This is a genomic window from Bordetella bronchialis (genome assembly GCF_001676705.1).
Classification (GTDB): Bacteria; Pseudomonadota; Gammaproteobacteria; order Burkholderiales; family Burkholderiaceae_B; genus Bordetella_C; species Bordetella_C bronchialis.
Map to the genome: position 1 here is coordinate 4,611,192 of NZ_CP016170.1, position 13,806 is coordinate 4,624,997.

Consider the following 13,806-nt stretch of genomic DNA (forward strand, 5'->3'; position numbering starts at 1 on the left):
ATGAGGATCGTACGCCCCCGCCAGGGAAAAAACGTTGCTAGATAACGGTCCAGGAATCGCCTGAAATAAAAATTGCATTCTCGTTGTGCAGCCACAACGGAAAGCTTTTTCTCCGCCGCGGGCTAGAGCCCGTCCAGGGGCAGCTCGGTCGTGCTTTTGATCACTTCCATGGAAAAACTGGCGCTGACATCCAGCAGGTCCACGGCCTCGATCAGGCGGCGGTAGAAGCGGTCGTAGGCGGCCATGTCCTCGACCATGACCTTCAACAGGTAGTCGATGTCGCCCGCCATGCGGTGGAACTCGACCACATTGGGCAGTGCCTGCACCGCGTCGATCAGGCGGCGCGTCCACTTGGCGCTGTGCTGGCTGGTCTTGATGGAGACGAATACCGTCAGCTTGAGCCCCAGGGCAACCGGGTCCAGGAGCACGGCGTTGCGGGCGATGACGCCGTCCTCCTTCAATTTCTGGATGCGCCGCCAGCACGGGGTCACCGACAGATTGACCTGTTCGGCGACTTCCGCGACCGAACAGCCGGCGTCTTTCTGCAATAGGCTCAGGATCTTGATATCGGTCTGATCCATCGGTTTTCCTCCGCAACGGGCGCCATCTTGCCTGTTCCCTTCCGCCGCGTCCATCGGGGCGCCCCCGGCGCTTTGTGTTAAACCACCGGGATCATGCCGCCGAACGTCCAACGCTATCCCACGCTGTCGCACTGGGGCGCCTATACCGCCGTGGTGCGCGACGGCAGGCTGGTCGCCTGCGAGCCCTTCCCGCACGATCCCGATCCGTCGCCCATGATCCACACCATGCCCGAAATGGTGCACTCCCCGCTGCGCGTCGCGCGGCCGGCGGTACGCGAGGGCTGGTTGCGCCGCCGCGGGACGGGGACGGGCCGGGGCAGCGACCGCTATGTGGAGGTCGGCTGGGACGTGGCCTTGAAGCTCGTGCATGAAGAACTGGCGCGCGTGCGGGCCCGACACGGCGCGGAGGCGATCTTCGGTGGATCCTATGGGTGGGCGTCCGCGGGCCGCTTCCACAATGCCATGAGCCAGACGCGGCGCTTCCTGTACGCAGGCGGCGGCTGCACCGACCAGGTCGGCAACTACAGCTGGGGCGCCGCGCAATTCCTGCTGCCGCACGTCATCGGCACGTGGCAGCCGCTGACCGGCAAGGTCACGGACTGGAACAGCGTGGCCGCCCACACCCGCCTGATCCTGGCATTCGGCGGCATGCCGCTGCGCAACGCCCAGGTCATCGCCGGCGGCGCCGGCGCGCATACGGCGCGCGACGGGCTGCGCCGCACGGTGGCGGCGGGGGCGCGTATTGTCGTCATCTCGCCGTCGCGCGGGGACATGCCCGCCGACATCGCCGCGGAATGGATACCCATACGGCCCAATACCGATGCGGCCTTGATGATAGGGATGGCCCATGTGCTGCTGGAGGACGGGCGCCACGATGCCGCCTTCCTGTCCCGCTACTGCCACGGGTTCGAACGCTATGCCGCCTACCTGCGCGGCGCGGAAGACGGGCAGCCGAAGACGGCCGAGTGGGCGGCCGCCATCTGCGGCGTGCCGGCGGACACGATACGCCGGCTGGCGCGCGACGCCGCCGCCTGCCGTTCGCTGGTGAACTGCACGTGGTCGCTGCAGCGCGCGCATCACGGCGAGCAACCGTATTGGGCCTGCATTGCTCTGGCCGCCATGCTCGGCCAGATCGGCCTGCCGGGCGGCGGCTTCAGCTTCGGGCTGGGGTCCATCAACAGCGCCGGCAATCCGCGCATCGACGCGGCCGTGCCGGAGTTCCACGAAGGCAGGAACCCCGCGGGCCGCTCGATACCGGTGGCCCGTATCGCCGACATGCTGCTGCATCCCGGCGCAACCTACCCGTTCAACGGCAAGGAATACCGTTATCCGGATGTGCGCCTGGTCTACTGGGCAGGCGGCAATCCCTTCCATCACCATCAGGACCTGAACCGGCTGCACGCGGCATGGCAACGGCCCGAGACCATCGTGGTCCACGAGACCTGGTGGACGCCCACGGCCCGGCGCGCCGACATCGTCCTGCCCACGACCACCACCCTGGAGCGCGAGGACATCGGGGCCTCCTCGCGCGACCGCTATGTGTTCGCCATGCATCGCGCCTTGCCGCCGCAGGGACAGAGCCGGGATGACTACGAGATCTACCGCGAACTGGCGGCCCTGGGCGGCTACGAGGCCGCCTACACGGAAGGCCGGGACGCACGGCAATGGCTGGCGCATATGTACGCCGGCATGCGCGCGCGCTGGGCGCAAGACCCGGCCCTGCCGCCAGCGCCCGACTTCGAGGCGTTCTGGCGCCAGGGATACCTGGCCTTGCCCGCGCCGGACCGCGACTTCGTGCTGTTCGAGGACTTCCGGCGCGATCCGCTGGCGCACCGCCTGCACACGCCGTCCGGCCGCATCGAGCTGTATTCCGAGCGCATCGCCGGCTTCGGCTACGAGGATTGCCCCGGCCATCCGGCCTGGCTGCCACCGGCGGAATGGCTGGGGGCGGACGCCGCGCGCCATAGCCCGCTACACCTGATCAGCAGCCAGCCCGCGCGCCGCCTGCATTCGCAGCTGGACCCGGCGCGCCTGGCCGGCGCCCGCAAAATCCACGGACGCGAGCCGGTGCGCATACATCCCGACGACGCGGCCGCGCGCGGCATAGGCGACGGCGAACCGGTGCGTATCCATAATGCGCGCGGCGCCTGCCTGGCCGGCGCCGTCCTGGATGCGGGCGTCATGCGCGGCGTCCTGGTGATGTCCACGGGGGCGTGGTTCGACGCCGATGACGCCACGCTGGAACGGCATGGCAACCCCAATGTGCTGACGCCGGACATCGGCACATCCCGCCTTGCGCAGGGTAGCAGCGCGCTGTCCACGCTGGTGGACATCGAACCCTGGACCGGCGCCCTGCCATCGTTGCGGGCCTACGAAGTACCCGTGGCCCCGGATGCGTGAAGGGCGCGCCCGGCCGACACGGCATCGGTCAGCGGTACCCGGATGGAGCGTCCGACATCGTCCCCCGAAAGACGGCAAGCTTCTTCCAATATCGGGAGCCCGTGGCGCTTATTGAGCAATTTTTTTGCGCGGATATCCCGTTAGGATGCAATACAAGATCCGACCGGGATGAAATTATGCAACACCGTTCCCCGCCGCCCGCGCTCGCGCCCCTCTGCGATTCGATTCTCGCGGCCCGCCACCTTTCCGGCGAAGGGCTGCTGGGCGCCCTGGCCCGCGGCGTGGCCGGCGCGGATGCCGGCGGCGCGCTGGACGCCGTATGCCCGGATGCGCTCGCCGCGCCGCGCGACGGCTATTCCCGGCACGTCGCCTATGCGGACCCGCAGGGGCATTTCACGGTCGTTTACCTGGTCTGGCCTTCCGGCCAGTTCAGCCCGGTCCATGGACACCGGACGTGGTGCGCCTACCAGGTCGTGCGCGGCGAGCTCACGGAAACCCTCCATGACTGGGACGCCGCGGCGCAGTGCGCGCGCCCGCGACAGCGCGTACGGCGTCTGCCGGGCGATATCGTGACCGCGGCCCCCGGCCTGGGCCAGATCCACCAGCTGGGCAATGCGGGCACCGACGTCGCCGTGTCGCTGCATGTGTATGGCGTCGACGAGCAGGCCATCGCCACGGGCGTGAACCATGTCGTGGCCTGCATGCCTGCCGTGGGCCTGCCGCCTAGCCCATCCACTGACTGACCGGCGCGGCGGCATCCTGCAGCGGCTGGGCCAGCACGTCCACCAGCGCCGGGCCATCGTGCTCCATCGCCGCGCGCAGCGCGGACTCCAGCTGCGCGGGATCCTCCACCCGCCATGCTTTTACGCCATAGGCCTCGGCCACGCGGGCATGGTCGGTACGGTCGAAGTCCACGCTGTAGTAGCGCTGGTCGTAGCCGGCCTTCTGGCTGGCCTTGATCCACCCGTAGACGGAATTCGAGAACACCACCATCAGCAGCGGGGCCTTGTGGCGGACGATGGTTTCCAGTTCGCCGACCGTGAACCCGAAGCTGCCGTCTCCCATGACGGCCACGCATTTGGACTGGGGACGGCCGAACCATGCGCCGAAGGCGGCCGACAGCGAATAGCCCAGCGCCCCATGGGCACGATTGGTAATGAAATGCCGGCCCGGGCGCGCGGCATCGTAGTAGGCGGAAAAATACGGGCATGGCGTGCCGGGGTCCGCGCAGACGACCGCATCGTCCGGCAGCAGGCGATTGAGCGTCTTGACGACGCGCTCGGGCCGGATGGGGCGCTCCGTGGACGACGCCAGGGACTCCAGTTGCGCGGCACGGGCGGCGCGGGCCTTGCCCGCCAGCACCGCGCCGTCGGTGGCGCCGGCCGGTCGATGCGCCAGGCGCGCCGCGACCTCCGCGTTCAGGGCCTCCAGCGCCAGGCGGGCATCGCCGACCATGCCCACTTCGGTACGGTAGTTCGCGCCCACGACCATGGGATCGATGTCGATGTGCAGGATGGTCGTATCGCGGCTGGGGAAGCGCCAGTGCTCGGTGGAGGTCGATCCCGCGCGGCAGCCCACGAATAGCACCACGTCGGCGGCGGCCACCACGTCGCGCGTGGCCAGCACGCCGCCGTTGGAGCCCACCACCCCGGCATTCAAGGGATGCGTGTCGGCCAGGCTGCCCTGCCCGCTGACCGTGACGCACACGGCGGCCTTCAGGGATTCGGCCAGCGTGCGCAGCGCCTCGCAGGCGCCGGCGATGACCACGCCGCCGCCGCACAGGATGACCGGCGTGCGGGCCTGCGCCAGCAGCCCGGCCGCCCGCGCGATGTCGGCCGGGTCCGGCGCGTAGCGCATGGCGGGGAAGCGGCCATGCTCGGGCTGGGCCCAGATATCGGCGGCATCCACTTTCTGCTTCATCACGTCATACGGAAAGCACAGGTGGGCCGCGCCCGGCTTGCCGCCGGTCATCGCGCGGAAGGCGGCGCGCACCATGCCGGGAATCTGGTCTGCGCGGTCTATGGTGCGGTTCCACTTGGTCAGCGGCCGATAGAGCGCTTCCTGGTCCAGCTCGGTCAAGGGATAGCGGCCGCGCGACCCGACCGCCACATCCGACGTGATACCCAGCACCGGGATGGAGGACTCGTTGGCTTCCACCAGCCCCGGCAGCAGATAGGTGGCGCCACCGCCGCTGGGACCTTCGCAGACGCCCACCTTGCCGCTGACGCGGGCGTAGGCGTCGGCCATATAGCCCGCGCTGCGCTCGTCGCGCGTCAGCACGTGCCGCATGCCATGATCCAGGCGGTACAGCGCGTCGTAGAAAGGCAGGCTGGTATCCCCGCACAGGCCGAAAATATGTTCCACCCCATAGGCCTGGAGCATGCGCACCATGGCTTCGGCGCCGGTCAGTTGATCCATTTTCAGTTTTCCAGATTGATGTGATTGGTCTTGATGAACTGGTCCCAGCGCTGGTATTCGCGCTGGACGTAGGCGTCCAGCGCCGGGCCGTCGGAGCCGATGACCTCGAAACCGGCTTCGGTCAGTTTGCGGCGCACCTCGGGGTCGGCCAGCACCGCCTGGAAGTCGGCGGTCAACGCCTTGACCGTGGCCGGTGGAGTCTTGGCCGGCGCGAACATGCCGCTCCAGGAATAGGCCTCGAAGCCCGGGAAGCCGGATTCCGCCACGGTGGGCACCTTGGGCAGGTCGGGCAGGCGCTTCTCGCCGGCGACGGCCAGGGGCTTGATCTTGCCGGCCTGGATCTGCCCACGCAGGGCCGCGTAGCTCAGCCACGTCATGTCGGCCTGGCCGCCCACCACGGCCTGCACGGCCGGACCGCCGCCGCCATAGGGCACGTGCAGCAGATCGACGCCCGACAGGCGCTTGAGCTGCTCGGGCGCCAGGTGGTTCAGCGAACCGACGCCCGTGGAAGCGAAGTTGTATTGCTTGCGCGGATTCTTGCGGGCCGCGTCGAAGAAGGCGCTCAGGGTATCGCCCGGCACGCCGGGATTGGCGCCGATCACCAGCGGGAAACGCACGGTCTGGCTGATCCCGACGAAGTCCTTGAAAGTGTCGTAGGGCAGGTTGGTCTTGGCGGCCGGGTTGATGGCGTGGTTGTCGAAGCTGACCAGCAGGGTATTGCCATCGGGCGCGGAGCGCGCGACGAAGGCGGTGGCGATCTGGCTGGCCGCGCCGGCGCGGTTTTCCACGATGACCGATCGGCCATGCATGCGCTCGGACAGTTTGGGCTGCAGGATGCGCGCCAGGATGTCGGTGCTGCCGCCGGGCGGATAAGGCACGACCAGGATCAGCGGCTTTTCGTCGGCGGCCCGGGCCGCGGGCGCGACACCTATCGCCCCGACGGCCAGCGCGCATAGCGCGGCGGCCACGGCCAGGCGCCGGCGCAGGGGCCGGGCGGAAACGGTTTGGTATGGCTTGGCGATCATGATTTCCCCTTGTGGTTGTCAGGCCTTGTCTTCGAGCTGGTCCCGCATATAGATCGTCGAAAAGCCCGTACGGATGACGTCGGTGATCTGGTCCAGGCGCCGGCCGATATGGCGCGACACCAGTTCCTGCAACAGGGCATCGTCGCGCGCCTTCAGCGCCTGCACGATGCGCAGGTGTTCGGCCTGCGTATGGCTGCGCCGCCCTTGCTGCATGTCGATCCAGCGAACGAAGTGAATGCGCGCATTGACGCTTTCCAGGCTGCGCACGAACTCTTCGTTGCCCGTCAACCGTGCGAGCGACATATGGAATTGCTCGTCCAGCGCCAGCAGGCGCACGGCGTCGGTGTCTTCGGGGACGTCGCGCGACGCTTCGACGGCGGCCTGCAAGGCGTCCAGCTGCGCGTCCGTCGCGCGCTCGCAGGCGGCACGCACGATGCCGCATTCCAGCACCGCGCGGAATTCATAAAGGCTGTGGATCTGCTTGGCATCCAGCGGCCGGCCGATGAAACCGCGATTGACGGCGCGGGTGACGAAGCCCTCCACCATCAATTGGTTCAGTACCTCGCGCAAAGGCGTGCGGCTGACGTTGAGTTGCCGCGCCAGTTCCACCTCGTTGATGCGCTGGCCGGGCTTGAAATCGAACCGGACGGCCATGGTCTTGACGGCGTCATACAGTTCGGCCAGGCCGGCGGACGTGCGGGCGGATTGTCGGGGCAATGCCATGCGATGCTCTCCACAGGAAATTGCATACTAAAGTGTATGCAGTTCTGTGCGCACCCGTGTTTACCCGCAGCGGTGCGCGCGGTTCCGCCCGGGGGTCTCGGGCCGGGATTTCTTCGTCGGAGTTTCGGGCCAGGATGCCGGGACAAGCGGAGTCGGGCCCATCGCACGCGCGGCGCGGCGGCGGCGCAACAAGAGGGCGTGGGCATCCGGCCGGGCATCCGGCCGGACCGGCCGGCGTTCAGAAGCCGGTGTCGAGCACGCTGGCGCGACCGTCGCGGTCCACCAGCGTCAGCGTATCCAGGCCGTCGCCCTGCCCGGCCGACGGCCGTATGCGCAGCCGCGCGTGGCCCAGCGGGACGATCCATTCGCCGCCTTCCGCCGGCTGCGCCACGACGTCGGCCACGTCGGCGAAGCGGGCGGCCAGCGCCGCGGGATCGCGTCCGTGGGCGGCGACCTCTGCAACGGCGCGCGCGCCGTTGGCGTGCTTCATGAGCGCCGGCTGCCATACGCATGCCGGCGTCAGGTGCCGGCAGAAGTAAAGCCGGATGCCGGGTATGGGTTGTTCGGCGAAACGAACCGTATGAAAGCGCGCTTCCATGACCTGTCCGGCGACTTTGGCCGGACGCGTCAGTACCTGCACGGGATTCACGGCGTAACCGGCGGCCCGCAGCCTTTCGTAGGTGGCCTCGGCGTCTTCGGTGCGCAGGACCAGGGCCTCCAGCCCCAGAGGCGAATCGGCGATTTCCTTGCGGGCCGGCGGCTTGCCCGGCGGCCATCCCAGCAGCTCGACATAGGAATGCTCGAGCACGATCAGGCGGTTCCACGAACCCAGGTTGTGGACTTCGGTCTCGCTAAGGGTGTAGCCCTGGCGCTCGAAGTGCGGCGCCGCCTGTTCCAGGCGGTCCCGCACCATGATGACCGCGTGGTCCAGTTCCGTCGCCGTGGCGGCCGCCGTCATCGCGTGCTCCTCAGGCCAGCTTGCCGTGGCACTGCTTGTACTTCTTGCCGCTACCGCAGGGGCAGGGATCGTTGCGGCCGACCTTGGGCATGAGGTTGCGCACGGGCTGCTGGCCTTGCGGACGTTCCTCCTGCCCGGCGGCCAGCGCCTCGTCGTAGTCGGCATGCTGGTACTGCACGTTGTGCACATGCGGCTGGGCGGCCTCGGCTTCCGCCGCTGCGACCTGCTCCTGCGACTGGATGCGCACCGTCATCAGCACCTTGACCACATCGTCGCGGATGCGGTCCAGCATGCCCGAGAACAGCTCGAAGGCCTCTCGCTTGTATTCCTGCTTGGGGTTCTTCTGCGCATAGCCACGCAGATGGATGCCCTGGCGAAGGTAATCGAGCGAGGACAAGTGCTCGCGCCAGTGCTGGTCGATGGCCTGCAGCATGATGGAACGCTCGAACTGCCCCCAGGCCTCCGCGCCCACCTGCTCGCCCTTGGCGCGGTAGGCCGCGGCGGCGGCGTCGCGCACCCGCTGCAGCAGGTCGTCGTCGGTCAGGCTGGATTCCTTTTCCAGCATTTCCGTCAGCGGCAGGGACACGTGGTAATCCGATTCCAGCGCGCGCTGCAGGCCCGGAATGTCCCATTGCTCTTCGACCGATTCCGCCGGCACGTAGGCGCGGAAGAGTTCTTCGATGGCGCCGTCGCGCAGGCCTTCTACCGTGGGGCCGACGGTGGCCGCTTCCAGGACTTCGTTGCGCTGCGCGTACAAGACCTTGCGCTGGTCGTTGGCGACGTCGTCGTACTCCAGCAATTGCTTGCGGATGTCGAAGTTGCGGCCTTCCACCTTGCGCTGGGCGGTCTCGATGGAGCGCGAGACCATGCCGGCCTCGATGGGTTCGCCTTCGGGCAGCTTCAGGCGCTCCATGATGGCGCGCACCCGGTCGCCGGCGAAGATGCGCATCAGCGGATCTTCCAGCGACAGGTAGAAACGCGAGGAACCCGGGTCGCCCTGGCGGCCGGCACGGCCGCGCAGCTGGTTATCGATGCGGCGCGATTCGTGGCGCTCGGTACCGATGATGCGCAGGCCGCCCGCCTGCTTGACCTTCTCGTTGGCCGGTTTCCATTCGGTGCGGATTTTCTCGATGCGGGCTTCTTTGTCCGCTTCGGACAGGGATGCGTCGGCGCGGATCAGGTCTACCTGCTTGTCGACGCTGCCCCCCAGCACGATGTCGGTGCCGCGGCCCGCCATGTTGGTGGCGATGGTGATGTGGCCGGGCTTGCCGGCCTCGGCGACGATCTCGGCTTCGCGCGCGTGCTGCTTGGCGTTGAGCACCTGGTGCGGCAGTTTGGCCCGCTGCAGCAGGCCCGACAGCAGCTCGGAGTTCTCGATGCTGGTCGTGCCGACCAGCACGGGCTGGCCGCGCTCGTGGCAGTCGCGGATATCGGCCAGGATGGCGTCGTACTTCTCGCGCGCCGTCTTGAAGACCTGGTCGTTCTGGTCCTTGCGGATCATGGGCTTGTTGGTCGGGATGATGACCGTTTCCAGCCCGTAGATCTCCTGGAATTCGTAGGCCTCGGTGTCGGCCGTCCCCGTCATGCCCGACAGCTTGTCGTACATGCGGAAGTAATTCTGGAAGGTAATGGAAGCCAGCGTCTGGTTCTCGTGCTGGATCTGCACGCCTTCCTTGGCCTCGACCGCCTGGTGCAGGCCGTCGGACCAGCGGCGGCCCACCATCAGGCGGCCGGTGAACTCATCGACGATGACCACTTCGCCGTCCTGCACCACGTACTGCTGGTCGCGGAAGAACAGCGTATGCGCGCGCAGCGCCACCATCAGGTGGTGCATCAGCGCGATGTGGCGCGGGTCGTACAGCGATTCGCCTTGCGGCAGGATGCCCACGCGGCTGAGGATGGCCTCGGCATGTTCGTGTCCGGCTTCGGACAGATACACCTGCTGGCTTTTTTCGTCGACCCAGTAATCGCCTTCGGGCTCGGGTTCCTGCGGCTTGGGCTCCGACTCCATGCGCTTGAGCAGCGGCGGCACCGCGTTCATGCGGACATAGAGCTCGGTATGGTCTTCCGCCTGGCCGGAAATGATGAGCGGCGTGCGGGCCTCGTCGATCAGGATGGAGTCGACTTCGTCGACGATCGCGTAGGACAGGCTGCGCTGGCGGCGGTCCTCCACGCGATACTCCATGTTGTCGCGCAGGTAGTCGAAACCGAACTCGTTATTGGTGCCGTAGGTGATATCGGCCGCGTAGGCGGCTTTTTTCTCGTCGTTGGGCTGCTGCGGCACGACCACGCCCACCGACATGCCCAGGAAGCGGTAGAGCCGCCCCATCCATTCGGCGTCGCGCCGGGCCAGGTAGTCGTTGACGGTGACCACGTGCACGCCCTTGCCGGACAGCGCGTTCAGGTAGACCGGCAGCGTCGCCATGAGCGTCTTGCCTTCGCCCGTGCGCATTTCGGCGATCTTGCCGTTGTGCAGGGCGATGCCGCCCAGCATCTGCACGTCGAAGTGGCGCATGCCGAACACCCGCTTGCCGGCCTCGCGCACGACGGCGAAGGCCTCGGGCAGCAGGTCGTCCAGCGATACGCCTTCTTGGAACCGGGAGCGGAACTCCTGCGTCTTGGCCGCCAATTGCTCGTCCGAAAGCGCGGCAATGGTGGATTCGAGGCCATTGATCTGGCTCACCACCTTGCGATACTGCTTAAGCAACCGGTCATTACGGCTGCCTATGAGTTTTTTGAGCAGAGAAACCATGCGTATGTCCGCGCACGCCTGGACGCCCCGGTAACGGAACGTCGGCGCGCGACAAGTCTTGTTGTGAATGAAGCGGAGGGGTCCGCCCGGGAAACGATCGAGTGTAACGCACCGCGAGGGCAACGTTTCGGGCCATGGGCCGGCGCGGACGCCGGCCTGCCCGCCCCGTCAGCGGATGACGGGGGCGGGCGCGGCCGCGACGGTGGGCGGGGCCGTGGGCGGGCGTCCCAGGAAGAGACGAGGATCCAGGGCCTGGCCGGCCAGGCGGATCTCGAAATGCAGGTGAGGCCCCGTGGACACGCCGGAGGAGCCCACGCGGGCAATCAATTGTCCGCGCTCGACCAGGTCGCCGGGCTGCACCAGCAGTTCGGAGGCGTGCGCATAGCGCGATACCAGTCCGTCGCCATGGTCGATGTCGACGCGTTTGCCGTAGCCGGCCTCGGGACCGGCGGCCAGGACCACGCCGCCGGCGGCGGCAAGGATGGGCGTGCCGCTGGGCGCGGCGAAGTCCAGGCCGTCGTGGCGCGTATGCCGCCCTGTCACCGGATGGCGGCGCCAGCCGTAGGAAGAGCTCAGGTAGGGATAATCCGTGACCGGCATGGACGACGGCAGGCGGGCCAGGTCGGCCCGGCGCCGCGTCAGCGCCATATCAAGGACCTGCAGGGCGGCCATGCGGCGGCTCAGTTCATCGGACAGAACGTCGATGTCCCGGCCCAGGGTCTGCGCGGGCCCGGCCATATCCGGGGCGGCGGCGTCGGGGTCCGCGGCGCCGGCGTCGAATGCGGCGTCCGGGTTCAGTCCGGCGTCGACGGCCTGGCCGGCGCCCTCGACCCCAGCCGTGTCCTGCGCCAAAGCGCCCGGCGGCGCGCCGCCATCGGCCTGCATGGCGGGAAAGGCGCCGGCCTCATGCGGCGAGACGCCGGCGGCGATGGCAAGCCGGCGGCTCAGGGCGTCCACGCCCGCCAGCCGTGCCTGCAGCGTACCCACTTTGTCGGCCAGCAAGGCCAGCGCACGGTGCACCGTGTCCTGCGTATGCCCGGCCGCGCCTTCCTGCGGCGCCGCGCCGGCCTGCGCCGCGGGCAGCACGCCGCCCGGCGCCAGCCCACGGTAGATCAGGGCGCCGGCCAAGGCCGCGAGCAGCAGCGCGCCGCTCATCAGCATGGCGAGCCGGTTGCCTTCGATGGTGAAATGCCCCGCCGATCCCCGGCGCGCATGCATAATGACAAACTTCAATCGAGACATTCCTATTTCGGACCGGCATGAAAAAACGCGCGCCATACCGTCCCTTTCCCAAGGCGGGCCGTGGCGACAATACCGCCATGGGCTGGCTGGGGCACGACAGCCGCGGCGCCGGTGTGCTGGCCACGGCGCGCCTGCATTTGCAGATCCAGCGTACCGTGGCGGCCGCGGTGCCGCCGGTACTGGGGGCCGTGTGCCGGGTCGCGCGCCTGGAAACAGATCGCTTGCAGCTTGCCGTTCCCAGCGCCGCCCACGCCGCGAAGCTGCGCCAGATGGCGCCCCGCATCGCCCAGGCACTGCAGGCGGCAGGCTGGAACCTTAACGAAATCACGGTCAAGGTTCAAGCCGGGCTGCCCGGCGCCGGGACAAAACCGGCACGCCCGCCGAAAGAGAGTATTCCCCTGGACGAGACGGCGCTGAACGCCTTCGAGGCCCTGCGCGAAACCTTGAATCCCGGGCCGCTGGCCGATGCGGTGGCGCGCCTGCTGCGCCATCATCGCGAAGGATAAGCCCCGGCGGACCGCGCCACGCGGAGCCGGCCGCCAGCCGCGGCCGTCCGGGCCCCGTTTAAACCTCGTTCAGGCCAGCTTCCACTCGTAGCGGAAAGCCTGCGGGGCTTCTGCCTGGGACTGGTACGACACCAGTTCCCACGATTCCTGCTGGGCGAGCAAGGCCCGCGCCAACTGGTTGTTCAAGTAGTGGCCCGATTTGCAGGCGACATAGCGGGCAACCAGCGGCTTGCCCAACAGGTACAGATCGCCGATGGCGTCCAGGATCTTGTGCTTGACGAATTCATCGTCATAGCGCAACCCGTCACTGTTCAGGACGCGGTATTCGTCCATCACGATGGCATTGTCCAGGCTGCCGCCACGCGCCAGGCCCATGGAGCGCAGGGCCTCGACCTCGTTGACGAAGCCGAAGGTGCGCGCACGGGCGATCTCGCGCGTGTAGGAATGCGTGGCGAAATCGACCTCGGCGAAATTCGCCGTGGAGTCGATCGCCGGATGGCGGAAGTCGATGGAAAAGGCCAGCGCGAAACCATCATGAGGTTCCAGCCGGGCCCACTTCTCGTTGCGGCCTTCGCCTTCGCGGACCTCGATGGGCTTGAGCACGCGGATGAACTGCTTGGGGGCGTTCTGCTCCACGATGCCGGCCGAACGCAGCAGATACACGAACGTGGCCGCGCTGCCATCCATGATGGGCACTTCTTCGGCCGTCAGGTCCACATGCAGATTGTCGATACCCAGGCCCGCCAGGGCCGACATCAGGTGCTCGACCGTGGAGACGCGCACATTGCCCTGTTGGAGTACCGAAGCCATGCGGGTGTCGCCCACGCCAGTGGCCTGCGCGGGCAGGTCGACGACTTCCGGCAGATCGACGCGATGGAAAACGATGCCAGTGTTCGGCGCAGCGGGGCGTAGCGTGAGTTCCACCCGGCGGCCGGAATGCACACCGACGCCAGTGGTCTTGACCAGATTCTGGATGCTGCGTTGACGAAACATAAGGCTTATTCGCGTTCTTGGTTAGCGGAGACAAATACCGCCGCCGTTACAAGTCGGTATTGTAACCCCGGGGTCAGGTTCATCCAAGGCAAACGATCCTACGTATGCGATAGGGCGAAACTATCTGAAACAGCTCAAAGCGTCCCTTCCCGGCCCCGCTGGGGAAGCGGGGCCGGGGTCGAGGGAGAAATGCATCCCGGCGCCGGCA

At 67.7% G+C, this 13,806-nt stretch carries 11 protein-coding genes; 3 read left to right on the forward strand and 8 right to left on the reverse strand.

Features of this window, described 5'->3' with window-relative positions:
• Positions 1–122 precede the first annotated feature (122 nt).
• Positions 123–581 (reverse strand): Lrp/AsnC family transcriptional regulator, encoded by a 459-nt coding sequence (locus BAU06_RS20315; RefSeq protein ID WP_066354418.1) that lies wholly within the window; start codon positions 579–581, stop codon positions 123–125.
• A gap of 93 nt (positions 582–674) precedes the next feature.
• Between BAU06_RS20315 and BAU06_RS20320 the strand changes: the two genes are divergently transcribed.
• Both BAU06_RS20320 and BAU06_RS20325 read left to right on the forward strand, forming a co-directional pair.
• Complete coding sequence (locus tag BAU06_RS20320) at positions 675–2,981, forward strand: molybdopterin-dependent oxidoreductase (protein ID WP_066354419.1); 2,307 nt, start codon at positions 675–677, stop codon at positions 2,979–2,981.
• A 176-nt stretch (positions 2,982–3,157) separates the two neighbouring features.
• Complete coding sequence (locus BAU06_RS20325) at positions 3,158–3,724, forward strand: cysteine dioxygenase family protein (RefSeq protein ID WP_066354422.1); 567 nt, start codon at positions 3,158–3,160, stop codon at positions 3,722–3,724.
• On the opposite strand, the gene BAU06_RS20330 is transcribed toward BAU06_RS20325, so the two are convergent.
• The 6 genes from BAU06_RS20330 to BAU06_RS20355 all read right to left on the reverse strand — a co-directional run bounded on the left by BAU06_RS20330 (position 3,705) and on the right by BAU06_RS20355 (position 12,090).
• Positions 3,705–5,399 carry a thiamine pyrophosphate-binding protein gene (locus BAU06_RS20330; protein ID WP_066354428.1) on the reverse strand — a complete coding sequence of 565 codons (1,695 nt, stop codon included), beginning with the start codon at positions 5,397–5,399 and terminating at the stop codon, positions 3,705–3,707. The genes BAU06_RS20325 and BAU06_RS20330 overlap by 20 nt on opposite strands.
• Before the next feature lie 2 nt (positions 5,400–5,401).
• Positions 5,402–6,424, reverse strand: coding sequence for a tripartite tricarboxylate transporter substrate binding protein (locus tag BAU06_RS20335; protein ID WP_082988369.1), 1,023 nt, complete (start codon positions 6,422–6,424; stop codon positions 5,402–5,404).
• Positions 6,425–6,442: 18 nt separating this feature from the next.
• On the reverse strand, positions 6,443–7,147 hold the full coding sequence (locus BAU06_RS20340; RefSeq protein ID WP_066354432.1) for a GntR family transcriptional regulator: 705 nt from the start codon (positions 7,145–7,147) through the stop codon (positions 6,443–6,445).
• Positions 7,148–7,385: 238 nt separating this feature from the next.
• Positions 7,386–8,105 carry a VOC family protein gene (locus BAU06_RS20345; RefSeq protein ID WP_066354440.1) on the reverse strand — a complete coding sequence of 240 codons (720 nt, stop codon included), beginning with the start codon at positions 8,103–8,105 and terminating at the stop codon, positions 7,386–7,388.
• Between the two features lie 10 nt (positions 8,106–8,115).
• Positions 8,116–10,857, reverse strand: coding sequence for a preprotein translocase subunit SecA (gene secA / locus BAU06_RS20350; protein ID WP_066354447.1), 2,742 nt, complete (start codon positions 10,855–10,857; stop codon positions 8,116–8,118).
• 168 nt (positions 10,858–11,025) lie between these two features.
• Entirely contained in the window at positions 11,026–12,090 is a 1,065-nt protein-coding gene (locus tag BAU06_RS20355) for a M23 family metallopeptidase (protein ID WP_418214824.1), read from the reverse strand.
• Between the two features lie 26 nt (positions 12,091–12,116).
• Here BAU06_RS20355 and BAU06_RS20360 point away from each other — a divergent pair, with 26 nt between their 5' ends.
• Entirely contained in the window at positions 12,117–12,605 is a 489-nt protein-coding gene (locus tag BAU06_RS20360) for a DciA family protein (RefSeq protein WP_066354463.1), read from the forward strand.
• A 69-nt stretch (positions 12,606–12,674) separates the two neighbouring features.
• Here BAU06_RS20360 and lpxC read toward each other — a convergent pair whose 3' ends face one another.
• Positions 12,675–13,598, reverse strand: coding sequence for a UDP-3-O-acyl-N-acetylglucosamine deacetylase (lpxC, locus tag BAU06_RS20365; RefSeq protein ID WP_066354469.1), 924 nt, complete (start codon positions 13,596–13,598; stop codon positions 12,675–12,677).
• Positions 13,599–13,806: the final 208 nt, after the last annotated feature.